We start from the raw sequence: 25,126 nt of genomic DNA, 5'->3' as shown, positions 1-25,126 counted from the left end.
CACGGCGTCAGGCCGATCGACAAGCCTTTCCTTCCTCGCAAAACGACGGTTAAGCTGTCCGCCAGTAGGGGGAAGTTCTCATGTCACGTCGTCGTATCGCCGCGCGTCCGCTGCTCGCGCTCAGCCTGGTTCTGGCCGCCGCCGCCAGCCCCGTTCTGGCCCAGCAGAGCCCGCCGACCCAGGACGCCGTCCTGGGCCATGCGCCAGGCACGCGCATCACGCGCCCGGCCGAGGTGCGCCGCTACTTCGAGGCCCTGCGCGCCTCGGCGCCCGACCGTATGGTCATGGGCGACTACGGCACGACCTGGGAAGGCCGCCCGCTGTTCTGGGCCGCCGTCGGCTCGCCCCGCAACATCGCCCGCCTGGAAGAGATCAAGGCCGCGACGCGGGCGCTGGGCGATCCGCGCCGCACCTCGCCGGAGCAAGCCCGCGCCCTCATCAACGACACCCCCGTCATCGTCTGGATGGCCTATTCGGTGCATGGCAACGAGATCAGCCCCGCCGACGCCGCCATGGCCGCCGCGCGCCGCCTGATGGACGCCGCCGACGCCGAGGCCCAGGGCTGGATGCAGAACGCCGTGGTCGTCTTCGTCCCGACCCAGAACCCCGACGGGCGCGACCGCTTCATCGACACCTTCGAGGCCGGTCTGGGCGCCCAGCCCAATCCCGACCCCCTGTCGGCCGAACGCTCCGAGCCCTGGCCCTCGGGCCGCTATAACCACAACCTGTTCGACCTGAACCGCGACTGGTTCATCCAGTCCCAGCCGGAGACGCAAGGCCACGCCGCCCTGATCCGCGACTGGCGGCCCCAGGTCCTGGTCGACTCCCACGAGATGGGCACGGACTCGAGCTTCTTCTTCCCGCCCGAGGCCAATCCGCTGAACCCGTGGATCTTCCCCCAGATCCTCGACGCCCGCGAACGCTTCGGCCGCAACAACGGGGCGCGCTTCGATCAGGCCGGGCTGGCCTATTTCACGCGCGAGACCTTCGACGCCTTCTATCCCGGCTACGGCGACGGCTGGCCCGCCTATTTCGGCGCGGTCTCCATGACCTATGAGCAGGGCTCGTCGCGCGGCCTGATGGCGCGGCGTCGCACCGGCGAGGTCATCACCTACGCCGACACGGTCAAGGGCCACCTGACCGCCAGCCTGTCGACCATCGAGACGGCCGCCCGCGACCGCGAGAAGCTGCTGAACGACTTCTACGCCTTCCACCGCGACGGGATCGCGGGCGGACGGGGCGCTTATGTCATCTCGCGCTCCGGCGCCGCCGACCCGGCCGCCGCCGACAAGCTGGCGGGCCTGCTGGTGCGCTCCGGCATCGAGGTCGGGCGGGCTGCAGCCTCATTCTCGGCCTGCGGTCAGACCTATCGCGCTGGCGACTATGTGGTGAACCTGTCCCAGCCCCAACGCCGCATGGCCGAGGTGTTGCTGGCCAAGGACGTGCCGCTGGATCCCAAATTCCTGGCCGAACAGGAGGCCCGCCGCGCCCGCGGTCTGGGCGACGAAATCTATGACCTGACCGGCTGGTCCATGCCCCTGCTGTTCAACGTCCCGACCCAGAAGTGCGCCGGCGCGCCCTCGGTCCAGACCACGGCGGTCGGCCCTGAACTGATCCGCCCGGTCGCGGTGGCGGGTTCGGATGCGGCCTATGGCTATGCGGTCAATCCGGGCACGGCGGGGATGCGCTTCCTGACCGCCGCCCTGAAGGAGAACCTGCCGGTTCGTTCGATCGAGGAAGCCTTCACCCTGGACGGCAAGGCCTATGCGGGCGGTGCCTTCATCGTGCCGCGCAGCGGCAGCCCCGCCGACCTGGACGACCGCGTGCGGCGCATCGCCGCCGCCAGCGGCGCCGAGGTCACGGCCCTGGCCACCTCCTGGGTGTCCAGCGGCCCCAATGTCGGTTCTGACGAGGCCCGGACCATCAAGGCCCCGCGCGTCGCCATGGCCTGGGACGACCCGACCGACGCCGAGTCCGCCGGCTCGATCCGCCATATCCTCGAACGCGAATACGGCTGGCCGGTCACCGCGGTCCGCACCCGCCGCCTCGGCTCGGCCGACCTGTCGCGCTATCAGGTGCTGATCCTGCCCTCGGGCGGCAACTACGAGAAGATCCTGGGCGCGGACGGCGTCGCGTCGCTGCGCGCCTGGGTCCAGTCGGGCGGCGTCCTGATCGGCGTCGGTTCGGCCAGCCGCCTGCTGACGGACCCCGACGCCAAGCTGCTGGACAGCCGCCGCGAAACCGCCGTCGCCCCCGAGGGCGACAAGGCTGAAGGGGGTTCAGGCGCCACCGTCCCCGGCGTCGAAATCCCCTCCGAGGCCGACTATCTGGACCGCACCAACCACCACGGCTCGCCCGATTCCGTGGCCGGGGTCCTGGCCCACGCCGTGGTGGATCAGGAGCACTGGCTGGGCGCGGGCGTCGCGCGCGACCTCAGCGTCATGGTGCGCGGCTCGGACATCTACACCCCCCTGACCCGTGAGCAGGGGACCAATGTGGTGCGTCTGGCCGGCCCGGACAGCGTCCTGGCCTCGGGACAGCTCTGGGCCGAGAACCGCCGCCAGTTGGCCTACAAGCCGGTGGCCATGGCGTCGGAACTGGGCCGCGGCCAGGTCGTCGCCTTCACCCAGGACGTGACCATGCGCGCGTTCCTCGAAGGGCTGAAGCCGCTGTTCCTCAACGCCGTCTTCCGTGGCCCGGCCCACACCTCGGGCGGCAACGGCGAAGACTGATGGAGAGCCGCTGATGAATCACGGCCCCGCCGCGCCCCATCCGCCCGCCGATGAAGGCGACTGGACCCTGCTGCAAAGCCGGCTCGACCGCAGCTTCTGGCAATGGGACCGACGCCTTGGTCCGGACACCCCCGTCCTGACCCGCTTCGTCATCCTGCGTCCGCCCGAACGCCTCGACTACGACGACTTCGACGAGGCCGAAGCCATGTTCGAGGCGATGGAGGGCTAGGCGCCTAGGCCGCGCGCGTCGCAAGCGGAGGCGCGGCCGTGACGGCCTGGACCTCAGGCGTGACCAGCGGCGCCTTGCAAGCCGCTTCGATCACCTTGCCGTCCTGCGTCCTGTATCGCACCGGGAGCGACTCGGCGCAGCGCGCCTGAACGGCATGGAACATGGCGGTGGCATCGCCAAGAGGATCATGCCCCTCGATCGCGGCCAGCAAAGGGTCGCCAGACAACGGCCCGCACTTGTCGCCCGTGTCGAGCTTGATCCCCTCTTCGACGCGATAGAAGCCGGTTCCGCCCCCGGCGCAGTTCTCGTCGTTCAGATGGAACAGAACCGCCATCCGATAGTCGTCCGCCTCGGGCCTGTCTTCCAATGCTACGCCCAGCGCCGTCAGCCTTGCGTCGAGGCTCGCCCAGCGCGTCGCCCCTGCTCCGTCCAGCAACACGCCGACCGCGCTGTCGGGCTGCAACAACGCTCGAAAGTCAGTGACGCCATAGCCGCCGCCGACGCGCGCAGCGTCGAGCAAGGCTTTCCACAAGTCTAGAATGTCGCGCGCGCCGCCCGACGCCCGGCGCGCCTCCAGGTCTGCGATCCACTGCACCACGACGCCGCAGTGGTAGATTGACGCCCCCGAACGCAGTCGGCGGGGATCATAGTCTGCGTCGCCCAGCGCCTTGCGACAGCCGTTCAACCGTTGCGTCAGCGAGGCGCGCGCCTGATCCTCGTCAATCACCCCGCTCGAAACTGCGGCGACCAGGGCGCCGTATTCGGCCCCGCCCTCGTGCAGCCAGGGAGCCGTATCGCCATCCTTCAACTCCACCCCGTGCCCGTTCCACAGGTGCAGACTTTCGTGCCACACGAAGGTGCCGAGCGGCACGGCCACGTCTGGCGGCGGCGAGGCCCAAATATCGCCGTGGAAACGCAGCGAAATGAGGCCAGTGTCGGTCACATCCCCACGGAAGCCGGTCGGCCCCGGGCTGTCGGTCGAAATGATCAGCGTCGGTTCGTTCGGCAAGTCATGGCCCAGCCGCGCACCATAGAATTTCTGTGCGGCGAAGAAGCCGTCGCGCAGCAGGGCGGTCAGGGCTGGCGGCGTCGAAGGACTGGTCACCACCGCCGCGCCGTCGCGACGCAGCAGCGCCTGCTCCGGTCCCAGGTAGACGTAACCCTTCTCGGCCTCCGTCGTCGGCACGGCGACCTCGCTCGCGACAGGCCGCGCCGTCAGCGTGGCGTCCATGCCCTTCAATTTGAGGGCCGGACCATAGAGGACGTGACCAGCCCCGGCCTTCGACAGGCCCATATAGACGCGCTCCACCTCGGCGGCGTCGGGAACGATCCTGATTTCAAAATTCCGGAAAGGCTCGACGCCTTCGACCGCGCCGTCCTTCAGTGTCAGGCCCGGCGTTGTCACCGTCCAAAGGTCGCGGATCACGCTGTCGGCCAGAAAGACCACCCGCGTCGTCGGCTCGGCCAGGCGCCATGTCACGATCACGCCGCCGGGCGCGGTGCGCGCCTCGATGATCGCAGCCTGTTGGGCCAGAACAGGCGCCGGTGCGGCGCAAGCCAATGCAAGGGCCGACCACGCGCCCCAACGTCTCTTGTTCATGATCTCTTCCCTCCGTCATCGGAAGGAAGCTGGGCTTTAATGGCGAAATTTCGTCAACCGCAGGTCAATCAACCTCTGACTCCTCTCCGCCCTGCACTATCCGCGCCACGGCCATGTCGGCGGTGACATTGCCCAGGGTGCGGAAGATGTCAGGAATGACCTCGACCGCCAGCAACAGAGGCAGCATCTCCAGGGGCACGCCCATGGCGATGCAGATGGGGGCGATGGAGGCGAAGAAGCTGGCCTGACCGGGCAGGCCCACGGTGCCGATCGAGATCAGCACCGCCGTCAGCATGGCGGCGAACAACTGGCCCGCCGAGGGTTCGATGCCGAACAGATGGGCGCAATAGATGGCCACGCCCAGGTTGGCGACCGGGCTGGTGATGCGGAACACCGCCACAGCCAGCGGCAGCACAAGGCCCGCCGTGGCCCGCTTGACCCCCAGCATGTCCACCGAGCGTTCGACCATGACCGGCAGGCTGGCGAGGGACGACTGGGTCGAGAAAGCCACCACCTGGGCGGGCGCCGCCGCGCGGGCGAAGCGCCCCAGGCTGACCCGACCGAAGATGACCGCCAGCGGATAGAAGATCAGGCCGATGCCGATGCAGGCGAGCGAGATCAGGGCCACATAGTGCAGCAGCACGCCCGCCGCGCTGGCGCCCGCCATCAGCCCCACCCCGATCGACAGGGCGAAGACGCCCAGCGGCGCCGCCAGCAGCACCCAGCGGACGATGGTGATCATGGTCTCGCCGACCGCCTCGAAGAAGGTGATCAGCGGGACGCGCAGCCGGTCCGGCAGACCCGAGGCCGCGAAGCCGAAGAAGACGGCGAAGACCACCATGCCCAGGATGGCGTCTTCGGCCGCCGCGCGGATCGGGTTGGCCGGAGCGATGGTTTTCAGGAACTCGCTGAACGGCGCGCCGGCGCTCAGGCCTTCCGCGCCCTCGGGCTTGATGGCCAGCAACAGGCGCGCCCCCTCGGGGTCGATGGGCCACAGGGCGTGCAGGCCATAGGCCGCCCCCACGGCGTAGATCGTGGCGAAGACGATCAGCCCGCCGAACCAGGCCACGGCCCGCATCGCCAGCCGCCCCGTCCGCGCGGCGTCCGCGATAGAGGCGATGCCGGTCACCAGCAGGCTGAACACCAGGGGGATGATCGTCATCCTCAGGGCGTTGAGCCACAGCTGGCCCAGGGCCTGGATGAAGTCCGCCGTGGCGTGACCGCCCGGCAGGCCCCACTTCTGCGCCGCCGCCCCGGCCACAAGGCCCAGCACAAGCGACAGCAGCACCAGGGTGCTGAGGGAGGTCAAAAAGGAACGCGCCGTTTTCATAACGGCGACGCTATCAGCGCCCGTGAAACACGCCAGAGGAAATCAGCGGCGTTCTAATGCGGCGTGCCCGAATTGGCCGGGTCCAGCGGCAGGCCTGCCGCCTGACGCCCCTTCATCACCCGCAACCAGCCGTGCATGGCCTCCGAATCCAGCCCGTGCATCATCAGCCGATAGCCCGCCTGCAGCGTCGACAGGGCCACCAGCGGATGGCCGTTCTTGACGAAGGCCATGTGGTAGCTCGTGCCCAGGATGCGGGCGATATAGATGGCCATCACCTCGTCCAGTTGCAGCGAACTGGACGCCCGCACGAAGTCGTCGCGCGGCAGCATCAGGGCGTAGATGGGGGTGTAGAACTCCACCGCCGTCTGCACGTCGACGAAGTTGTGCCACTTGCGCGGAAACGCCTCGAACGGCGGGAATTCATCCGAGATCATCGAGAAGTCGATGCGTTCCGGCGGCGTCAGCTCGCGCCCCTCGGCCCGCAGGACGGTGTTCAGTTCGATGACGAAGTTGAAGATGTTCAGGTCGTGCTGAAGAAACAGATCCGGCTCGATGTCCTTCAACCGCGTCGGCGTCAGCGGCCACTTCGTCACCTTGTCGCCCACGCCCGCGTTCTCACGCACGAAGGCGGTCAGCTCGGACCCGACGTGAAAGTGGCGCAGGATCACCCGGTTGGCCTCGGGTGTGGCGAAGGTCCGCAGGCCCCAATGGATGGTCTTGTGCAGCAGGCCGTTCAGGTTGGGATGCTTGGGCGAGATGACCCGCAGCACCTTCACCAGGCAGAAGAAGACGAAGACCAGAGGCCGCGCCACCGGGAAGAACCAGCGCCGCGACCGCGACCGCGCCCCCAGCAACAGATCGCGCTTGGCCCCGTCGTCGATCGGCAGGCTGTGGTCCAGATAGAGGGCCATCCACGGATCGGGGTCTTTCGGATCGAACCGTGCCGGGTCGAACGGGTCCTCATGCGGCTTGAAATACCTCACGCCGCGATCTCCTCGATCTGCAGGGCGTAGAGACGGGCGGTGACCTTGGCCGTGACGACAATGCGTTCGGCGACGAAGGGGTCGGGCAGGACCATGCCCAGCATCTCCTCGAACTCCTTCATGTGCTCGGCGTCGTTGTCGCCGTGATAGAGCAGGAAGCGCACCGCCTCGTCGGGCAGGGCCAGCCGCTCCTGCACCTTCAGGCCCCAGGGCCGCGCCTTGATCGAGCCCAGCCCCTCGATGACGAACATGGCGCCCAGCAGGCCGAACGGGTCAGGCTTGGACGCCTCATGGAACATCCAGGCCGACAGGGCCTCGGACCCCACGTTCTTCGGCGCCGACTGGATGTCCTCCAAGGCCCCGCCCGAGGCCACGAAGTCGGCCTCCAGCAGGCGAAAGTCGCGATGCTCGGTCACCGCGTGGCGCATCAGGGTCGAGCGCAGCTCCAGATGATCCTCACCGATGTTGGACGCCGCCCGGCTCATCCATAAAGCCCCGTCCTTCACCTGCTGGCGCAGGTTGATCAGGAAGGCGTGGTAGTCCCCGATCTCGAACCGTCCGCGCGTCAGCTTGCGGATCAGGGGCGTCGCCTCCAGCCGCTGCTCGAAGTCGGCGAAGACGACCGCCAGCTTTCTCAGAGTGTCGGCGACAGCCGCCTCGGCCTCACGTTCCGCCATCAGACAATCTCCAGCATCATGAAGCCGATCATCGCCCGCCCGCTCTCGGGCACGATGCACAGCACCCTGTCTCCGCGCCGTCCGCGTCCCGATTTCAGGAAGGCGTCCAGCATGACCCAGATCGAGGCCGAGCCGACATTGCCGCTGTCGGGCAAGGTCGTGAACCACTTCTCCTCGGGGATCATGGCCGCGGTGCTTTGCAGCAGGCCGACGATCTCCTGACGCAATGACCGCGCCGAATAATGGCACAGCAGGTGGTCGACCTGATCGGGGACGATCCGCCCGGCGTCCACCTTCTCCAGCCAGACGCCGATCCAGGCGCGGATGACGATCTTCAGCAGGTCGAAGTCCTGCACCAGGGCTACCGCCCCCGCCGCATGGGCGGCCACAGGGCCTGCGTGGCTCCAGGCGCTGGTCATGTCGGCGCGCGCCTGCGGCGTTGATCCGGCCCACATGCAGGGATCGAAGCGCCCGGCCAGCGAGGTCATGTCGACCCACTCGACCTTGAGGCTCAGGCCGTCGGGTTTCGGCCTCGGCTCCATCACCACGGCGCCCGCCCCGTCCGACAGGGTGAAGCGCAGGAAGTCCGCCTCGATCCGCGCCCGGCCCTTGGCGTCCACCAGGGCCGTGTCCTCATAGAAATGCGGCCGGAACCAGCGGGAAGAGAACTCGCCCGCGCAGGCGGCGGCCACATCCGCCTCGCCCGCACGCACGCTCAGCCACGCCCCCTTGGCCGCCATCAGGGCGCTGGCGCAGACCGACTGATAGCTGAACGCCTCCAGAGGCCCCGCCGCCAGCTCAGCTTGAACCGCGCTGGCGTGGCCGGGCACCAGATAGTCGCCCTGGGTCGTGGCGGCGCCCAGATGCTGTAGGTCGCCCAGACTCAGGCCCGCCTCGTCCAGGGCCGCTCGCACCGCCTCGGCGCACATGGCGGCGTTGGACTGCAGCGGCGTCCCGTCCGGCGTCAGGGCGTAGTGCCGCCCCTCGATGCCGTTCCAGCGCAGGGCGCGCCGGCCCACGGCGGAAGGCCGCCCGCCGATGCGGCCGATGAAGTCCTCCATCCGGTCATTGCCGACCCGCTCGCCCGGCAGGACGGCGCCGGTCCCGGTGATGAAGACGTCACGAAGCATACTCATGGCGCGGACCTTGGCCGTAGGGTCGGTCCGGCGCAAGCGCGGAAGCGCCGGTTGCTGAACACGAAAAAAGGCGGACCGGATGGCTCCGGCCCGCCCTTCAATATCGTCAGCCAGTAGGCCGGTGGATCAGTATTTGACGCGCAGGGTCGCGCCGTAGGTACGCGGCTGGCCCATGAAGGCGTTGTAGGTCTGGGTGTCCAGCGTCGGGTTGAAGTAGGTCCCGTTCGGCTGAACCGTCGACTGGAAGGCGGAGCCTTGCAGCGGGGCGTTGATGGCCACCTGCTTGTACTCTTCGTCCGTCAGGTTCTGCGCCCAGATGTCCAGCGCCCAGCGATCGTCTTCCGTGCCCAGGGTGATGCGGCCGTTCACCAGGGTGAAGGCGTCCTGCATCTTGTAGGGGAGCAGGTCAGAGCCGGTGTTGTACTCGGTCGAGTACTTGGCCGACAGATTGAAGCCGACCTTGAGGCCCGCGCCGATCGAACGGTCGAAGGCGACCGATCCGGTGGCCGACCATTCCGGAGCGAAGGAAGCTCGCGCGCCCGGCAGCAGCGACAACTGCGGGAAGTTGCCCGGGTTGGTCATATCGGCGGCGGTGAAGTGGCCGTACTTGGTGTCGGTGTAGGTCAGGCCGCTGGTGAACGACAGGCCCTCGATCGGGGTGAACCAGACGAAGTCGGCGTCGAAGCCCTGCGACTTCAGCTCGGGAATGGATTCGACCACGAAGGCCGTGCCCAGGAAGGTGTTGAGCTGGAAGTCCTCGAACGTCTGATGGAAGTAGGTCAGGTTCAGCAGGACCGTGCGGTTGAACAGGGTGTTCTTCAGACCCAGCTCATAGCTGTCGACGGTTTCAGCCGGGAAGTAGAGCGAAGCCGTCGGCGTGACGCCGTTTTGAACCCGATCCAGGTTATAGCCGAACGACTTGTAGCCGTGGGCGTAGGAGCCGTAGGCCATGACGCTGTCGTTGAAACGATAGCTGGCCTTGATCGTCCCGGTGAAATCGCCGCCGGTGTTCTCTTCCGAGAGACGGCGGTTGTCGTACAGGGGGTTGGCCCAGGGCAGGCAGATGTTGCCGATCAGGCGCGGGCCGATGGCCGCGCCGAACACGCCCTGAATGGCGGCGGCGTTGGCCAGGGTGCCGCCGCAGGCGGCGCCATTCGTGCCGACATTGTCCTGGACCGCCAGCAGACTCTTGTGATCCTGCGTGTAGCGAAGACCCAGAGTCAGATCCAACTTGTCGGTCAGGTGCACCGTGTTGTTGGTGAAGAAGGCGAAGGACTCGGTGCTCTGGCTATAGTGATCGCGCACCCCCTCGCCGACGCCGAACCCTGGTCCGGTCGCCGCGGTCGGGCCCGAGGGGCTCATCCCGCCGGTGGCGAGACAGCCGCCAAGGCCTGCGGCGGACTGGCCCGGCCGGCTGAAACAGCCAATGACGTTCGGGCTGACCGGCAAGGCCGGATTGGCCGCATTCAGCTGCGACGACAGCAGCAGCGACAGGAAGGGCGTGTAGGCGGCCCCGTACCAGTAGCTGTCGGCCCGGCTGATCTCTTCCTTGGTGAAGAAGGCTCCGAACAGCCAATCGAGACGATCCGTCGCTCCGGCCAGACGGAACTCTTGGGTCAGGTTCTCCAGCTGGAAGCCGTAGTTCCCGTCATTATTCCGATAGAGCAGGTCCGCGGTGGTGTAGTCGAGGTCCATGCCGTTGACCCCCTCCCAGTTCCGCCAGGAGCTGATCGAGGTGAAGGTGGCGTTCCACGACGGAATGTCGATATTGGCCTCGGCCGAGAAGCCCATGTCTTCCATCGTCTGACCAGTGCCGCGGTTGGCGTAGGCCGTGCGCGAGAAGGGCAGCGGACCAAAGCCGGGCGCCGGCGCAGCCTGCTGGCCGCCCACCGCGGTGATGGCGCCATAGGTCGGACCCGTGCGGATCTGGGTCGAGACGCAGCAGTATTCGTCGCGCTTGGAGTAGTCGGCGATCAGGCGGACCGAGACTTCGTCCGAGGGCAGGATCAGCAGTTGGCCGCGAGCGGTCCAGAAGTTCTGGTTCTGATCGTCTTTTTCAGTGCGCGGACCCGCGCCGGTGACCACGTCATAGAAGCCGTCACGCTCGCGCTTGGCGACGTAGAGGCGGCCGGCGATCTGGTCGGTGATCGGGCCGGTGACCGAGCCCGCCACGCCCCAGGCGTTGAAATTGCCGTAGGTGGCCTCACCGCTGAAGCCCGGCGTGAAGGAGGGCGCCTCGGTGATGATGTTGATGACGCCCGCCGAGGTGTTCTTGCCGAACAGGGTGCCCTGCGGCCCCTTCAGCACCTCGATGCGGCTCAACTCGCCCAGGTCGCCGAAGCCGACGCCGTTGCGCGAGCGATAGACGCCGTCGATGACCACGCCGACCGAGCTTTCCAGGCCGGGGTTGTCGCCGACCGTGCCGACGCCGCGAATACGGGCCGTGGTCGAGGCTTCCGACTGGGTCGACGTGACCGTCATGCCCGGCGTCAGGATCTGCAGGTCCTTGATGTCGCGCACGCCGGCGCCGTTCAGGGCTTCCTGAGACAGGGTCGTGACCACGATCGGCACGTCCTGCAGGTTCTGTTCACGCTTCTGGGCGGTGACGATGATGTCGTCGATCGTGGTCGGCCCTTCCTGGGCCGAGGCGGCGCCGGCGAAGCCGAAGGCGACCGCGCCGACAACGGCGACGGACGCAGTGCAGCGAAGGATAGTGTTGAAACGCATAAGGCGGCTCCCCGGCTCTATGCCCGGTCGCCCGCGGCGACCGTGGCGATTCCTGTCCCAGTCGATCCACGCTCATTGAACGTCGTGAATTCGCATTTCCTAGGCGTAAGCCAGGGTCGTGACAGCGACAAGCAGGCGTGAGACGCGGGAACGGCGATTTCGTCCAACATCGCTCTATATGTGGCGAGAAAGCGACAAAATCCGATGACGCAAGGTCAATATTACCAGCGTTTACTTCAGTTTTCGTGCGACAGCGGCGTCTTCGCGTTGCTGTTGATGCCGCCCGGCCAGGTTGAGAATCACCGCCGCCGCCAGCGCCGAAAGCACCGAGCCGCCGATCACGCCCAGCTTGACCTCGATCTGCTCGGGTGAATCCACCGCGCCGGGGAAGGCCAGGACGCCGATGAACAGGCTCATGGTGAAGCCGATGCCGCACAGCAGACTGACGCCGTACAGTTGCAGCCAGCTGGCGCCGGAGGGCTTGTCGCCGACCTTCAATTTGGCCGCCAGCCAGGCGGCGCCGAAGACGCCCAGCTGCTTGCCGATGAAGAGGCCCAGAGCGATGGCGATCACCAGCGGAGCGAAGGCCTGCTCCAGGGACAGGCCGGCGAATGAGACGCCCGCCTTGGCGAAGGCGAACAGCGGCAGGACCAGGAAGGCGACGTAGGGGTGCAGGTCGTGCATCGCCTCCTTCAGCGGGCTCTGCGAGGTCTCGGGACGCGGCTCGACCGGCACGATCATGGCGAAGGCCACCGCCGTCAGCGAGGTCGACAGACCGGACAGGACGGTCAGATACCAGACCGCCCCGAAGCCCAGCACCCAGAAAGGCCCGGCCAGACGGCGGCGACCCAGCAGGGCGAAGGCCGCGAGCAGACCCGCCACGCCCAGCAGCGGCAGCCACTGCACCCCCTGGCTGAACAGGACGGCGATCAGGGCGATGGCCCCCAGGTCGTCGACGATGGCCAGGGTCAGCAGGAAGACCCGCAACGACGACGGCAGCTTCTTGCCCACCACCGCGAAGACGGCCAGGGCGAAGGCGATGTCGGTGGCCAGCGGAATGGGCCAGCCCTGCGACGGTCCGCCCAGAATCTGAGCCACGATCAGGTAGATGACGCCCGGAACCGCCATCCCGCCCACGGCGGCGATGATCGGCAGGGCCAGCTTCTTGGGATTGCTCAGCTCGCCCTTGAGGATCTCGTATTTGATCTCCAGCCCGACCACGAGGAAGAAGACCGCCATCAGGCCTTCCTTGATCCAGTTCGAGATCGTCTCCTCCAGCCGCAGCGGCCCGACCTGAAGCACGTGGACGCTCTTCAGCCAGGCGAAGTAGTCGCCGGCCCAGGGCGAGTTGGCCACGATCAGGGCGGCCAGGGCGGCCAGGCCCAGGGCGGCGCCCGAACCGGCTTCGGTCTTGAGGAAGGCGAGGGTGGATTTTCTGGCCACGGCGGTCTCCGAAATCAAAAGGACTGTCGTGGCGTCAGGTTATCGACGGACGCCGGACCGGATTCACTCTGATGGAGCGCCAGCCTGGCCCCGACGCGCATGGGCGACGCGGGACCTGATCTCTGCGGTTGAAAATACGCAAGCCGACCGGAGGTTCAACCCCGGCTTCGCGGTTGCGAAACGGGTTGCGAACGCGCATCTGCCGCTTCATGCCCGTCTCCCCCGCCTATCGTCCCGACCCGCGCTTCTTCGATCTGGGCCCCGAGTTCGGCGATCCGGTGCAGGCCGCGGACTTCCCCCAGACCCTCCTGCGAGTGCGCAACGACCGCGCGGCGGCGACCGTGGGGCTGGAGACGCTGACGGATACGGAATGGCTGAGCCACTTTGGCCGCTTCGCCCCCCTGCCCGGCCAGCCCGGCCCGGTCGCCATGCGCTATCACGGCCACCAGTTCCGCACCTACAACCCCGACATCGGCGACGGCCGCGGGTTTCTGGCGGCGCAGATGCGAGAAACCCCTCAAGCAGCCTCCCTCCGCGAGGAAGGCGATAGGGCAAGCAAAACTGGTCGGCTTCTCGACCTGGGGACCAAGGGTTCAGGCCAGACCCCATGGTCGCGGCACGCGGACGGACGGCTGACGCTGAAAGGCGGGATGCGCGAGGTCCTTGCCGCCGCCATGCTGGAAACCCTTGGGGCGCCGACCTGCCGCATCCTGTCGCTGGTCGAGACCGGCGAGGCGCTGGAACGCCACGACGAGCCCTCGCCCACCCGCTCGGCGGTCATGGTGCGGCTGTCGCACAGCCACATCCGTTTCGGGACCTTCCAGCGCGCCGCCTATTATGGCCGCAAGGACCAGATCGAGGTCCTGCTGGAGCACGCCCGCAGCCTCTATCATCCCTCGGTCGCGCCGGGCGACGCGCCCGGCTTCCTCGCCGCCGTGGTCGAGGCCTCGGCCCGGCTGACGGCGAAATGGATTTCAGCCGGCTTCGTCCACGGCGTGCTGAACACCGACAATCTGAACGTGACCGGCGAGAGCTTCGACTACGGTCCGTGGCGCTTCCTGCCCCACTATGACCCGGCCTTCACCGCAGCCTATTTCGACACCTCGGGCCTCTACGCCTTCGCCCGCCAGCCCGAGGCCGTGTTCTGGAACCTGACCCAGTTGGCCGGTTGTCTGAAGCTGATCGCAGAGCCCCAGGTCGCGGCCCTGACCGAGGCGCTGAACGGCTTCGGTCCCGCCTATATCCGTCATCTACGCGCGGCCTTCCTCAACCGTCTCGGCGTCAAGAGCCTGAGCGAGGCCGCCGACCAACGCCTGCTGGACGCGGCCCTGGCCCTGCTGCGCGACAAGGGCGAGGCCCTGCGCTGGGAACCGCTCTTCTTCGACTGGTTCGGCGGCTTCAGCTCCGGCGCGCGGGCGCTGGGCGGCGTGCGCGGCAAGACCTATCAGGGTGAAGCCTTCGACGCCTTCCGCTTCGCCCTGCTGGAACACGAGCCTGACCGTCCCGAGCGGCTGGAGCACCCGATGTTCGCCAAGCCGGAGCCCGAAGAAATGCTGATCGACGAGGTCGAGGCCATCTGGTCGGCCATCGACCAGGGCGACGACTGGGCGCCGCTGCACGCCAAACTGGCTCGGCTGGACGCGGCGCGAAGCGCCTGGGCGCTTTAAGTCATCAGTTGATGTCATCAGGCGTTGACAGGCCGCTTCGCGCGGCCTAATGCCGTTTGACGATCACCGTCGGATTACGGGGAATTGTGGTTTCAGCCACGCCGCCGCCGCAGGTCGCGCCTACCCCGGTTCACAGATTGTTACAGTTCCTTGACGTCGGAGCCCCGCAATCTGATCTAGCAACTGTTACCAATTCAACCTCCCCGGTTTCGGCCATGACCTCCACCACCTTGACCCCCCGCTCCCGCGCAAAAGCCGATTATCTGAACCTGACCCTGTGGACCTTCCAGGGCTGGATCGCGATGTTCTACATCGCCGCCGGCTATGCCAAACTGACCGAGTCGATGGAAAATCTGACCGTGCTGATGCACTGGCCCGCCATGGCCAGCGCCAGCTTCGTGCGCGGCCTCGGCGTGGTCGAGATCGTCCTGGCGGCGATGATGCTGACCCCTCTGATCTCCTGGCGCTTCGGACGTCCCCTGCTGCTGACCGCCAGCGTCGGCCTGCTGGCGCTGCAGAGCATCATGCTGATCCTGCACGCCACGGAACTGAACATCGGCCTGGCCCTGACCAACCTCTTCCTGATCGCCATCACGGCGCCAGTGTTCTGGTTCCGCCGCCACTAGACCACCCCGACAGTTTCCTCCCCGGATCGGCCGCGGCGGGTGCAAGCTCGCCGCGGCCGATTTGCGTTGGCGCGCCCCGCTGTTCACAACTTGTCGAGGGGCTGCGCGAAAAGCTTCCCTTTACGTCCGCGTCAAGTTATGTGTGACGCATGGCGACCGCTGACGATCACCGCACCTATTCCATCCGGCACCTGTGCCGTGAGTTCGGCGCGACCGCACGCGCCCTGCGCTTCTATGAGGACAAGGGCCTGCTGACGCCGGCTCGCAAGGGCCAGACGCGGGTCTATGACAGCCGCGATCGCGCCCGGCTGAAGCTGATCCTGCGAGGGCGCCGCATCGGCTTCACCTTGCAGGAGATCCAGGAAATGCTGGATCTGTATGACCGCAAGGATCACAACGTCCATCAGATGGCCGTGGCCCTGCGCCGTCACCGCGCCCAGGTCGAGGCGTTGAAGCAACAACTCGAAGACATCGAGGGCGCCATCCAGACGGCCGAAGAGGCCTGCGCCTGGATGGAGTCCAAGCTGGGCGAGCATCGTCCCGACCTTCTGCCGGGGGCGGACGAATACGCCAACCTGCTGAGCGAACGGCTCAACCCCGACAATCAATTCCAGCCCTTCAAAGCGAGAGCCTGATCATGGCCTACAAGGCGCCTGTCCGCGACCTGTCCTTCGTCCTGCACGACGTGCTGGAGGTCGAACGCTACGCCAACCACTTCGCCGACGCCGACCTGTCGCGCGACCTGATCGACCAGATCATCGAGGAAGGCGGCAAGTTCGCCGAGGAGGTCATCGCTCCGATCAACCGTCCGGGCGATCAGGAAGGCTGCCATATCGAGGGCGACGTCGTCACCGGGCCGAAAGGCTGGAAGGAAGCCTATCATCAGATGGTCGAGGCCGGCTGGACCAGCCTGGCCTTCGGCACGGAATACGGCGGTCAGGGCCTGCCCTCGATCGTGTCGATGGCGGTGGGTCAGTTCACGGCGGCGGCCTCGGCGGCCTTCTCCATGTATCCGGGCCTGACGGCGGGCGCCTATCACGGCATCGAAGCCTCGGCCTCGGACGAACTGAAGCAGACCTACCTGCCCAAGATGGCGACCGGCGAGTGGACCGGCACCATGAACCTGACCGAGCCGCAGTGCGGCACCGACCTGGGCATGGTCCGCACCAAGGCCGTGCCGAACGGCGACGGCTCCTATTCCATCACCGGTCAGAAGATCTGGATCTCGGCGGGCGAGCACGACTTCGCCGACAACATCATCCACACCGTGCTGGCCCGCGTCGAAGGCGCGGTTCCGGGCATCAAGGGCCTGTCGCTCTTCGTCGTGCCCAAGTTCCTCGTGAACGAAGACGGCTCCATCGGCGAGCGCAACGGCGTGTCGTGCGCCGGCCTCGAGCACAAGATGGGCATCCACGGCAACGCCACCTGCGTCATGGCCTATGAGAACGCCAAGGGCTGGCTGATCGGCGAAGAAGGCCGCGGCATGAACAACATGTTCGTGGTCATGAACGAGGCCCGCCTCGGCACCGGCCTGCAGGGCCTGGCCATCGGCGACGCCGCCTACCAGGCCGCCGTCGAGTTCGCCAACGACCGCCTGCAGGGCCGCGCCCTGACCGGCGCCAAGAACCCGGACGGCCCGGCCGACCCCATCATGGTCCACCCCGACGTGCGCCGGATGCTGCTGGAGTCCAAAGCCTTCGTCGAAGGCGGTCGCGCCTTCATCCTGTGGACCGCCCTGCAAGCCGACCTGCAGAAGTCCTCGGACGAGGCCACGGCGACCAAGGCCAAGGACTACATGGGCCTGATCACGCCTGTGCTGAAAGCCTATCTGACCGACAAGGGCTTCCATGTCGCCTCGCTGGCCATGCAGGTCCACGGCGGCTCGGGCTATACCGAGCACTTCCCCGCCTCGCAGTATCTGCGCGATGCGCGCATCACCATGATCTATGAGGGCACCAACGGCATTCAGGCCCTGGACCTGGTGGGCCGCAAGCTGCCGTCCAACGGCGGCCGCGCCATCATGAGCTGGTTCGCCGACATCGACGCCTTCGTCGCTGAGAACGGCGCCGACGAGGCCATCAAGCCCTTCGTCGACGGCCTGGCCGACACCAAGAAGAAGCTGCAGGAGGCCACCATGTGGCTGATGCAGAACGGCATGGCCAACCCGGACAACGCCGCCGCCGCCTCGACCGACTACCTGCACATCTTCGGCCTGACGGCCCTGGCCTATATGTGGGCGCAGATGGCCAAGTCGGCCTCGGCCAAGATCGCCGCCGGCGACGCCGATCCCTACTACGTCACCAAGCTGCAGACCGGGCAGTACTTCGTCGAGCGCATCCTGCCCGACGCGGGCGCTCACCTGGCCAAGCTGAAGACCGGCGCCGAGGTGCTGATGCAGATGCCCGCCGAGGCGTTCTGATCCACGACCGACCCACAGGGCCTCTCTCGCCGGCGCGAGGGAGGCCTTTCTTTTTCATCTGCAAGCTGGCCGTCAGAGCCGGCGCACGAGGGGACCGCTCATGAACGTGCTCAACACGCCCGAACCTGATTTCATGCAGGACGAGGACATCGTCCTCTTCTCCGACAGCGTCGCCAAATGGGTCGACGAACACGCCCCGCCCGAGAAGTTCCAGCAGTGGATCGCCGCCTCTTCGGTGCCGCGCCAGTTGTGGAACGACGCGGGCGACGCCGGCCTGCTGGGCCTCAGCCTGCCCGAGGAAGACGGCGGCTTCGGCGGCGACTATCGCCACGAGGTCGTGCTGATGCGCCAGCTGGGCTGGAAGGGCGCGGACCACTTCGGCATCTCGCTGCACAACGCCATCGTCATGCCCTACATCTGGCACTACGGCACGGCCGAGCAGAAGGCGCGCTGGCTGCCGCGACTGCAATCAGGCGAACTGGTCGGCGCCATCGCCATGACCGAGCCGGGCGCCGGCTCCGACCTGCAGGGCGTCAAGACCACCGCCGTCAAGCAAGGCGACCACTATGTCCTGAACGGCTCCAAGACCTTCATCACCAACGGCCAGCTGGCCAACTTCATCATCGTCGTCGCCAAGACCGACCCTGCCGAAGGCGCCAAGGGCACTTCGCTGATCGTGGTCGAAACCGATGGCGCCGAAGGCTTCGAGCGCGGCCGCAACCTGCACAAGATCGGCATGGAGGCCAACGACACCTCCGAGCTCTTCTTCAACGATGTAAAAGTGCCGCTGGAAAACGCCATCGGCGGCGGCGAGGGCCAGGGCTTCGTTCAGTTGATGCAGCAACTGCCGCAGGAACGCCTGAACATCGCCGTTCAGGGCGTGGCCGCGGCCGAGCGGGGCCTTGAGGCGACGCTGGACTACGTCAAGCAGCGCAAGGCCTTCGGCAAGCGGGTGATCGACTTCCAGAACACCCAGTTCAAGCTGGCCGAGGTCAAAACGAAACTGACGGTGGCCAAGGTCTTCGTCGACCACTGCATCGGTCTGCACCTGAAGGGCCAGTTGGACGCCGCCACGGCCTCCATGGCCAAGTACTGGGTCACCGACATCCAGGGCGAAACCATCGACGAGATGCTGCAGTTCTTCGGCGGCTACGGCTACATGAACGAGTATCCGATCGCCCAGCTCTACAAGGACGCCCGCGTCCAGCGCATCTACGGCGGCACCAACGAGATCATGAAGCTGCTGATCGCGCGCACGCTTTAGGTTTGAATTTAGTGGCTCTCCGCCGATGGGCGGGGAGCCTCCCCCGTCTCCCAGCAGGAGTTCAGACCGAGGCGAAGGCGATCAGCCCATTCGTAGAGCGACTGCGGAAGAGGGGTGATGGACACGTTCGCGTCCTCGAACGTCCTCCAACTCATGCGATAATCCCACCCGTCCTTGCGCGTGGGCGGGATAGGGATGGTCGCCGCGTTTTCATAGTCCAGACTGAAGTCCGGCCCGCCGTTTGCCGGGGCCGGAAAGCCCCGGAGCACGACCTTCAGTTGCGGACACCGATCGCTATTGATCAAGGATGTCGCGCCGTCCGCCATAAACTCGCGCCTGGCGACCCAGACCAATCGCCGCGCCTCTCCTGAGCCTTTCAGCTCCCTCGTCACCGTCAGCAACTCAACCTGACTTTCGCCACCGCCCGGCAGGTCGGACCAGACTTCCAGCATCAAAACCGGCGAAGCCTTCGCAACCATCGGTCCAGCAACAAGCATCGCAACCGATGCACTCAGCAACAGTAGTGTGCGCATCCCTCTCGCCCCTTGCTCAGCGTCCATCATGACAGGCTGACCGTCGAAGTCACTTGAGTTGGGCATGGCGCTCCAAGCCGTCCTTGGACCGCGCGGAGCCCGGCGGTAAGGAAGGCGCATGATCGTCCGCTCCCGCCCCGGCCCGCTGCAAATCCTGTTCGCCATCAACGGGTCCATCCTGCCGCGCGTGGTCGGGCGGCTGGCCCTGACCGCCGTCATCACCGTGGCGGCGGTCATGCTGCACCGAGAACGGCCCGATCTGCCGGTGCATCTGGCGGCGGCGCCCTTCGCCCTGATCGGGCTGGCGCTGTCGATCTTCATGAGCTTCCGCAACAACGCCTGCTATGACCGCTGGTGGGAGGCGCGAAAGCTGTGGGGCGAGCTGATCATCGCCGTCCGCTCCTTCATCCGCCAGACAACCCTGCTGCCGGCTGAGCGCCGCGCGCCCATGCTGGACGGGCTCGGCGGCTTCGTCTTCGGCCTGGCCGCCCGCCTGCGCGACCGCGACGAGACGGGCGAGATCGCCCGCTGGACGCCCGTCGAGCCCGCGCCCCACGCCACCGACGCCGCCCTGACCGGCGTGGGCCGCCAGTGCGCCGAACTGGTGCGCGACGGCCTGATCGACCCGATCCGCTATTCGGTGCTGGAGTTGCGGTTGACCGAGATGAGCCATGTCCTGGCCGGCTGCGAACGCATCAAGACCACGCCCCTGCCCTTCGCCTATGCGCTTCTGCTGCACCGGACGGCCCACGCCTTCTGCCTGATGCTGCCCTTCGCCCTGGCGCCGGCCCTAGGCTGGTGGACCATGGCGGTGTCCCTGCTGGTTGCCTACACCTTCTTCGGTCTGGACGCCCTGGGCGACGAACTGGAAGACCCCTTCGGCGACGATCCCAACGACCTGCCGCTGGACGCCATGAGCCGGATGCTGGAGCGCGAACTGCGCCACGCCCAGGGACAGACCGGCCTGCCCCCCGCCTGGCCCGCCCAACGCGACCGGCTGACCTAGCTCAGCGCGTGACGCAGCCGCACGCGCCCGCTAAATCCCTGCCATGATCCGTTTGCACGTTCAGGGCGATCTCGCCCCCGGCCACGCCGTCGCTCCGACCCTCGACCAGTCGCGCTACCTGACCCAGGTGATGCGGCTGAAGGCGGGCGACGACCTGCTGGTCTTCAACGGCCGGGACGGCGAATGGCGCGCCAGCGTCGCCGAGGTGCTGAAGAAGGGCGTCATCCTGCGCGCCGAGGAGCAGGTGCGCGAACAGACCCACGGCCCCGATCTGGAGTTAATCGTCGCCGTGGTGAAGAAGGCGCGGATCGAAACCATCGTCGAGAAGGCGACCGAACTGGGCGCCGCGCGCGTGCGTCTGGTCCTGACCCATCGCACCAACGCCGACCGGCTGCGGCTGGACCGTCTGGACGCCATCGCCGAGGAAGCCGCCGAGCAGACCGGGCGGCTGGACGTGCCCCTGGTCGATGATCCGATCAAGCTGGACGCCCTGCTGGACGGCTGGGAGGCCTCGCGCCGCCTGATGTTCTGCGACGAGACCGGCGGCGCGCCCGCCGTCTCCGCCCTGACCGCTGCGGGCGGGGGCAAGTGGGCCATCCTGATCGGTCCCGAGGGCGGTTTTTCGCCCGAGGAAGGCGAGCGTCTGCGCGCCCTCCCCTTCACCACCGCCGTGTCGCTTGGTCCGCGCATCCTGCGCGCCGACACCGCCGCCATCGCCGCCCTGACCCTGTGGCAAGCGGCCATCGGCGACTGGGATCGATAGAAGTTTCTCGCCTTCCCTCTTGAGCGGGGCCGTATCCTCGCCCATCTAGCCGCGACAGCAGGGGTTACAGATGACCGACACGGCGCCGCTTTCCAGAGATCAACTGATCCACGCCATGTCGAAGGGCGAGAAGCCCAAGGACCAGTGGCGCATCGGCGCCGAGCACGAGAAGTTCGGCTTCGACAAGTCCACCCTGCGCCGCCCCACCTATGAGGGCGACAACGGCATCCTGGCCATGCTGACCGGCCTGCAACGCTTCGGCTGGTCGCCGGTCGAGGAAGCCGGCCACGTCATCGCCCTGGAGCGCAAGAACGCCGAGGGCTTCACCGCCTCGATCAGCCTGGAGCCGGGCGGCCAGTTCGAGCTGTCGGGCGCACCGCTGCAGACCATCCACGACATCTGTTCGGAGACCGGCCAGCACCTGATGGAGGTCAAGCAGGTCGCGGACCAGCTGAACCTCGGCTTCCTCGGCGCCGGTTTCGATCCCCTGTGGCGGCGCGAGGACGTGCCGGTCATGCCCAAGGGCCGCTACGGCATCATGCGCGCCTACATGCCGAAGAAGGGCTCGCTGGGCCTCGACATGATGCTGCGCACCTGCACCATCCAGGCCAATCTCGACTTCGATTCAGAAGCCGACATGGTCATGAAGTTCCGCACCTCGCTGGCGCTTCAGCCCATAGCCACGGCTCTGTTCGCCTGTTCGCCCTTCACCGAAGGCAAGCCCAACGGCTTCCTGTCGGCGCGCGCCAACGTCTGGACCGACACCGACCCCGACCGCACCGGCATGCTGGACTTCGTCTTCGCCGAGGGCTTCGGCTACGAGCGCTACGCCGACTATGCGCTGGACACCCCCATGTATTTCGCCAAGCGCGGCGAGACCTATGTGGATCTGTCGGGCCAGTCGTTCCGCAAGTTCATGACCGAGGGGCTGGACGCCCTGCCCGGCGAGCGCGCCACGGCCAAGGACTGGGCCGACCACCTGACCACCCTCTTCCCCGAAGTGCGCCTGAAACAGTATCTGGAGATGCGCGGCGCCGACGGCGGACCGTGGAGCCGCATCTGCGCCCTGCCCGCCCTGTGGGCCGGCATCCTATATGACGCGCCGTCGCTGGCCGCCGCCTGGGACCTGTGCAAGGACTGGGACATCGCCGACCACGAGCGCCTGCGCCGCGACGTCACCCGTCTGGGCCTCAAGGCAGAGGTGGCGGGCCGCAGCGTGCGCGACATCGCCGTCGATCTGGTCGAGATCGCCAAGCACGGTCTGAAGAACCGCGCCCGTTTCAGCGGCGGCATGGTCGATGAGCGCGGCTATCTATCGGAACTGGAAGACATCGCCGACAGCGGCGTGACCCCGGCCGATCGCCTGCTGGAGCTCTATCACGGCGAGTGGCAGGGCGACGTCAGCCGCATCTATCGCGACTTCGCCTACTGAGGCAGCGGACGAAAAGGCGGCCTTAACCGTCTTGGTCTAGGCATGGCGTCCAGTACGCAAGGATCGCCCATGACCACCGCCCAGGCCTCAGCTCTACCAGAGATGGGACAGCGCGACACGGCGGCCGATCTGGCGACCTTCTTCGACGTCTCGCTGGATCTGCTGGTCATCCGCGACCTGGCGGGCTTCATCGTCCGGGTCAGCGCCTCCTGGGCCGCGACCCTGGGCTATGATCCCGACGACCTGGTCGGGCGAGCCATCCTGAGTCTGGTCCACCCCGACGATCTGCCCGCCACCCTGGACAGCGTGGCCGAGGTCGAGAACCGCCGCCCCGACGCCCCGGTCAAGGGGCACATCAACCGCTACCGGCACCGCGACGGCCACTACGTCACCCTGGAATGGCGGGCGCAGAAGTTCGGCGACCGCATCTACGCCGTGGCCCGCGACGTCACCGCCAAGATCGCCGCCGAACAGGCCCTGATCGAGGCCAAGGCCGCCGCCGAAACCGCCAACCGCGCCAAGTCCGACTTCCTCGCCAACATGAGCCACGAAATCCGCACTCCCCTGAACGGCGTCATCGGCATCGTGGACGCCCTGTCCCGCACCGATCTGGCCCCCGAGCAGGCCGAGATGGTGGGGCTGATCAGCACCTCGGGCGTCACGCTGGAGCGGCTGGTCTCGGACATGCTGGACGTGTCGCGCATCGAGGCGGGCAAGCTGGAACTGGAACTTCGGCCCTTCGACCTGGACGAAGCCCTGGCCGCCCCGCTGGACACCCTGCGGATGCGCGCCGAGGACAAGGGCCTGGGCTTCCGCGTCGAGCGGGCCGAAAACGCACGCGGCGCCTTCATCGGCGACAGCGTCCGCATCAGCCAGATTCTGGGCAACCTGCTGTCCAACGCCGTCAAGTTCACCCATGAGGGCGCCGTCACCGTCCGTTTCGCCCTGTCCGAAGGCGACGGGGCCCCGACCCTGCTGAGCTTCGAGATCGAGGACACGGGCGTCGGCTTTGACGCCGATCACGCCGCCCAGTTGTTCCAGCGCTTCAGCCAGGCCGACGCCTCGATCACCCGGCGCTTCGGCGGCACGGGCCTGGGCCTGTCGATCTGTCGCTCGCTGACTGAGATGATGGGCGGGCGTATCGAGGGGACCTCGACGCCCGGCGTCGGCAGCCTTTTCCGCGTCGAACTGCCCCTGCCCCGCGACCGGAGCCTGAGGGACTATGACGCCCGCGACGCCGCCGCCGGAACGCAACCGTCACGCCTGCTGCGCGTGCTGCTGGCCGAGGACCACCCGGTCAATCAGCGCGTGGTTCAACTGATCCTGGCTGGCCATGTCGCCGAACTGGTCACCGTCGATGACGGCGCCCAGGCCGTCGCGGCCTGCGAAAGCGGAACGTTCGACGTGGTGCTGATGGACATGCAGATGCCGCGCATGGACGGGCTGAGCGCCACCCGCGCCATCCGCGCCATGGAGGCCGCACGACCGACAGCGCCGCGCACGCCGATCCTGATGCTGAGCGCCAACGCCATGACTGAGCACCGCGAGGCCGCCCGCGACGCCGGCGCCGACCTGCACCTGGCCAAGCCGGTCACAGCCCGCGACCTGCTGACCGCCCTGACGATGCTGGCGTCCGACCAGACGACCTAGCTGAACCAGCCGGTCACCATGACCCGCAGCGGGTTGGCCGGGTCGGACAACAGCCGCGCGGTGATGGCCAGGGAGATGATCACCAGCAGAGGCCGGATCAGGCGCGGCCCGAAGCGCATGGCCGCGTGCGAGCCCATCCGCCCGCCGATGAACTGACCCACGGCCATGATGCCCGCCAGCGCCCAGACCACATGGCCGCCGACCGCCAGCACGACGATGCCGACGACATTGCTCATCAGGTTCAGCGCCTTGGTGTGGGCCGTCGCCCGCGTCAGCCCCATGCCCAGCAGCATGACCAGGCTGAGGGCGAAGAAGGACCCGGTGCCGGGGCCGAAGAAGCCGTCATAGAAGCCGATCCCACCCGCGACAAAGGCGTAGGCCAGCGGCGTCAGCCGGGCGTGGGCGTCTTCATCCGAGGCCTTGGGGCCCAGCAGAAAATAGAGGGCGATGCCGATCAGCAGGACCGGCAGGACGATCATCAGCCAGCGCGTGTCCACCAGGGTCACGGCGAAGGCGCCCAGCCCGGCCCCGACAGCGACCAGGGCCAGAGGCCAGCGGATCAGTTTGAAATCCACCCGCCCCTTGCGCCAGAAGTTCCACAGGGCGCTGGCCGTGCCGACGCTGCCCTGCACCTTGTTGGTGGCGATGGCCGCGACCGGGTTCAGCCCCACCGACAGCAGGGCCGGCAGAGAGATCAGCCCCCCGCCGCCCGCGATGGCGTCGATGAAGCCGGCGATGACCGACGCCAGGCCCAGAAGGGCGATGATTTCAGGCGTCAGTTCCGACACGCGCAATACTCCTGCAACAGCGGCGCTATAGACCCGGTCGTCGCCTTGCGCCACCGCAGGGACAGCTTGACGGAAGGCGCCGTCGCGCAGTTCATGCGAGGTCGTCGGCTCGGCCGGTTTG

The 25,126-nt window shown here is 67.3% G+C and carries 20 protein-coding genes; 11 read left to right on the top strand and 9 right to left on the bottom strand.

The window, feature by feature from the left end; translation table 11 throughout:
• Positions 1–80: 80 nt before the first annotated feature.
• Both ACIQTU_RS03270 and ACIQTU_RS03265 read left to right on the top strand, forming a co-directional pair.
• Positions 81–2,732 (top strand): M14 family metallopeptidase, encoded by a 2,652-nt coding sequence (locus tag ACIQTU_RS03270; protein WP_400542253.1) that lies wholly within the window; start codon positions 81–83, stop codon positions 2,730–2,732.
• Between the two features lie 13 nt (positions 2,733–2,745).
• Entirely contained in the window at positions 2,746–2,961 is a 216-nt protein-coding gene (locus ACIQTU_RS03265) for a hypothetical protein (RefSeq protein WP_400542250.1), read from the top strand.
• Between the two features lie 4 nt (positions 2,962–2,965).
• On the opposite strand, the gene ACIQTU_RS03260 is transcribed toward ACIQTU_RS03265, so the two are convergent.
• The 7 genes from ACIQTU_RS03260 to nhaA all read right to left on the bottom strand — a co-directional run bounded on the left by ACIQTU_RS03260 (position 2,966) and on the right by nhaA (position 12,857).
• Positions 2,966–4,561, bottom strand: a complete 1,596-nt coding sequence (locus tag ACIQTU_RS03260) for a hypothetical protein (RefSeq protein WP_400542247.1) — start codon at positions 4,559–4,561, stop codon at positions 2,966–2,968.
• Positions 4,562–4,625: 64 nt separating this feature from the next.
• Positions 4,626–5,870, bottom strand: a complete 1,245-nt coding sequence (locus tag ACIQTU_RS03255; protein WP_400542244.1) for a dicarboxylate/amino acid:cation symporter — start codon at positions 5,868–5,870, stop codon at positions 4,626–4,628.
• Positions 5,871–5,944: 74 nt separating this feature from the next.
• Positions 5,945–6,874 (bottom strand): DUF6999 family protein, encoded by a 930-nt coding sequence (locus ACIQTU_RS03250; RefSeq protein WP_400542241.1) that lies wholly within the window; start codon positions 6,872–6,874, stop codon positions 5,945–5,947.
• Entirely contained in the window at positions 6,871–7,611 is a 741-nt protein-coding gene (locus ACIQTU_RS03245) for an iron-containing redox enzyme family protein (RefSeq protein ID WP_400542238.1), read from the bottom strand. Before ACIQTU_RS03245 ends, ACIQTU_RS03250 begins: the two co-directional genes overlap by 4 nt.
• Positions 7,551–8,687: a beta-ketoacyl-ACP synthase III gene (locus ACIQTU_RS03240; RefSeq protein WP_400542235.1), complete on the bottom strand. Its 1,137-nt coding sequence runs from the start codon at positions 8,685–8,687 to the stop codon at positions 7,551–7,553. The genes ACIQTU_RS03245 and ACIQTU_RS03240 overlap by 61 nt, the downstream gene beginning before the upstream one ends.
• A 126-nt stretch (positions 8,688–8,813) precedes the next feature.
• Positions 8,814–11,414 carry a TonB-dependent receptor gene (locus ACIQTU_RS03235; RefSeq protein ID WP_400542232.1) on the bottom strand — a complete coding sequence of 867 codons (2,601 nt, stop codon included), beginning with the start codon at positions 11,412–11,414 and terminating at the stop codon, positions 8,814–8,816.
• A gap of 231 nt (positions 11,415–11,645) precedes the next feature.
• Positions 11,646–12,857, bottom strand: coding sequence for a Na+/H+ antiporter NhaA (nhaA, locus tag ACIQTU_RS03230; RefSeq protein ID WP_400542229.1), 1,212 nt, complete (start codon positions 12,855–12,857; stop codon positions 11,646–11,648).
• Positions 12,858–13,066: 209 nt separating this feature from the next.
• Here nhaA and ACIQTU_RS03225 point away from each other — a divergent pair, with 209 nt between their 5' ends.
• From ACIQTU_RS03225 to ACIQTU_RS03205, 5 genes are all read left to right on the top strand, one after another.
• Entirely contained in the window at positions 13,067–14,524 is a 1,458-nt protein-coding gene (locus tag ACIQTU_RS03225) for a protein adenylyltransferase SelO family protein (RefSeq protein ID WP_400542226.1), read from the top strand.
• A gap of 215 nt (positions 14,525–14,739) precedes the next feature.
• A complete protein-coding gene (locus tag ACIQTU_RS03220) occupies positions 14,740–15,150 on the top strand; it encodes a DoxX family protein (RefSeq protein ID WP_400542223.1) in 411 nt (136 codons plus the stop codon).
• 149 nt (positions 15,151–15,299) lie between these two features.
• Positions 15,300–15,785, top strand: coding sequence for a MerR family DNA-binding transcriptional regulator (locus tag ACIQTU_RS03215; protein ID WP_313103457.1), 486 nt, complete (start codon positions 15,300–15,302; stop codon positions 15,783–15,785).
• 2 nt (positions 15,786–15,787) lie between these two features.
• Positions 15,788–17,569, top strand: a complete 1,782-nt coding sequence (locus ACIQTU_RS03210) for an acyl-CoA dehydrogenase C-terminal domain-containing protein (protein ID WP_400542219.1) — start codon at positions 15,788–15,790, stop codon at positions 17,567–17,569.
• Positions 17,570–17,669: 100 nt separating this feature from the next.
• Entirely contained in the window at positions 17,670–18,833 is a 1,164-nt protein-coding gene (locus ACIQTU_RS03205; protein ID WP_400542216.1) for an acyl-CoA dehydrogenase family protein, read from the top strand.
• Between the two features lie 8 nt (positions 18,834–18,841).
• Here ACIQTU_RS03205 and ACIQTU_RS03200 read toward each other — a convergent pair whose 3' ends face one another.
• Positions 18,842–19,366: a hypothetical protein gene (locus tag ACIQTU_RS03200; protein ID WP_400542213.1), complete on the bottom strand. Its 525-nt coding sequence runs from the start codon at positions 19,364–19,366 to the stop codon at positions 18,842–18,844.
• Positions 19,367–19,484: 118 nt separating this feature from the next.
• Between ACIQTU_RS03200 and ACIQTU_RS03195 the strand changes: the two genes are divergently transcribed.
• The 4 genes from ACIQTU_RS03195 to ACIQTU_RS03180 all read left to right on the top strand — a co-directional run bounded on the left by ACIQTU_RS03195 (position 19,485) and on the right by ACIQTU_RS03180 (position 24,217).
• The gene (locus ACIQTU_RS03195; RefSeq protein ID WP_400542210.1) at positions 19,485–20,372 is read left to right on the top strand and encodes a bestrophin family protein; all 888 of its coding nucleotides are present in this window, start codon (positions 19,485–19,487) and stop codon (positions 20,370–20,372) included.
• Between the two features lie 43 nt (positions 20,373–20,415).
• Positions 20,416–21,135: a 16S rRNA (uracil(1498)-N(3))-methyltransferase gene (locus ACIQTU_RS03190; protein ID WP_400542207.1), complete on the top strand. Its 720-nt coding sequence runs from the start codon at positions 20,416–20,418 to the stop codon at positions 21,133–21,135.
• A gap of 70 nt (positions 21,136–21,205) precedes the next feature.
• On the top strand, positions 21,206–22,567 hold the full coding sequence (locus ACIQTU_RS03185; protein ID WP_400542204.1) for a glutamate--cysteine ligase: 1,362 nt from the start codon (positions 21,206–21,208) through the stop codon (positions 22,565–22,567).
• A 69-nt stretch (positions 22,568–22,636) separates the two neighbouring features.
• Positions 22,637–24,217, top strand: a complete 1,581-nt coding sequence (locus ACIQTU_RS03180) for an ATP-binding protein (RefSeq protein ID WP_400542201.1) — start codon at positions 22,637–22,639, stop codon at positions 24,215–24,217.
• On the opposite strand, the gene ACIQTU_RS03175 is transcribed toward ACIQTU_RS03180, so the two are convergent.
• On the bottom strand, positions 24,214–25,005 hold the full coding sequence (locus ACIQTU_RS03175; protein WP_400542198.1) for a TSUP family transporter: 792 nt from the start codon (positions 25,003–25,005) through the stop codon (positions 24,214–24,216). The two genes, ACIQTU_RS03180 and ACIQTU_RS03175, sit on opposite strands and share 4 nt — an antisense overlap.
• Positions 25,006–25,126: the final 121 nt, after the last annotated feature.

It is taken from the genome of Brevundimonas sp. NPDC090276 (assembly GCF_044772165.1).
Classification (GTDB): domain Bacteria; phylum Pseudomonadota; class Alphaproteobacteria; order Caulobacterales; family Caulobacteraceae; genus Brevundimonas.
This window is presented reverse-complemented; position numbering and strand designations above follow the sequence as displayed.

What these genes read in the sequence shown, in the direction of transcription:
- ACIQTU_RS03215 (WP_313103457.1), top strand. Translation starts at nt 15,300, where the DNA reads ATGGCGACCGCTGACGATCACCGCACCTATTCCATCCGGCACCTGTGC.
- ACIQTU_RS03210 (WP_400542219.1), top strand. Translation starts at nt 15,788, where the DNA reads ATGGCCTACAAGGCGCCTGTCCGCGACCTGTCCTTCGTCCTGCACGAC.
- ACIQTU_RS03195 (WP_400542210.1), top strand. Translation starts at nt 19,485, where the DNA reads ATGATCGTCCGCTCCCGCCCCGGCCCGCTGCAAATCCTGTTCGCCATC.
- ACIQTU_RS03225 (WP_400542226.1), top strand. Translation starts at nt 13,067, where the DNA reads ATGCCCGTCTCCCCCGCCTATCGTCCCGACCCGCGCTTCTTCGATCTG.
- ACIQTU_RS03185 (WP_400542204.1), top strand. Translation starts at nt 21,206, where the DNA reads ATGACCGACACGGCGCCGCTTTCCAGAGATCAACTGATCCACGCCATG.
- ACIQTU_RS03190 (WP_400542207.1), top strand. Translation starts at nt 20,416, where the DNA reads ATGATCCGTTTGCACGTTCAGGGCGATCTCGCCCCCGGCCACGCCGTC.
- ACIQTU_RS03180 (WP_400542201.1), top strand. Translation starts at nt 22,637, where the DNA reads ATGACCACCGCCCAGGCCTCAGCTCTACCAGAGATGGGACAGCGCGAC.
- ACIQTU_RS03235 (WP_400542232.1), bottom strand. Translation starts at nt 11,414, where the DNA reads ATGCGTTTCAACACTATCCTTCGCTGCACTGCGTCCGTCGCCGTTGTC.
- ACIQTU_RS03260 (WP_400542247.1), bottom strand. Translation starts at nt 4,561, where the DNA reads ATGAACAAGAGACGTTGGGGCGCGTGGTCGGCCCTTGCATTGGCTTGC.
- ACIQTU_RS03270 (WP_400542253.1), top strand. Translation starts at nt 81, where the DNA reads ATGTCACGTCGTCGTATCGCCGCGCGTCCGCTGCTCGCGCTCAGCCTG.
- ACIQTU_RS03220 (WP_400542223.1), top strand. Translation starts at nt 14,740, where the DNA reads ATGACCTCCACCACCTTGACCCCCCGCTCCCGCGCAAAAGCCGATTAT.
- ACIQTU_RS03265 (WP_400542250.1), top strand. Translation starts at nt 2,746, where the DNA reads ATGAATCACGGCCCCGCCGCGCCCCATCCGCCCGCCGATGAAGGCGAC.
- ACIQTU_RS03240 (WP_400542235.1), bottom strand. Translation starts at nt 8,687, where the DNA reads ATGAGTATGCTTCGTGACGTCTTCATCACCGGGACCGGCGCCGTCCTG.
- ACIQTU_RS03205 (WP_400542216.1), top strand. Translation starts at nt 17,670, where the DNA reads ATGAACGTGCTCAACACGCCCGAACCTGATTTCATGCAGGACGAGGAC.
- ACIQTU_RS03200 (WP_400542213.1), bottom strand. Translation starts at nt 19,366, where the DNA reads ATGCGCACACTACTGTTGCTGAGTGCATCGGTTGCGATGCTTGTTGCT.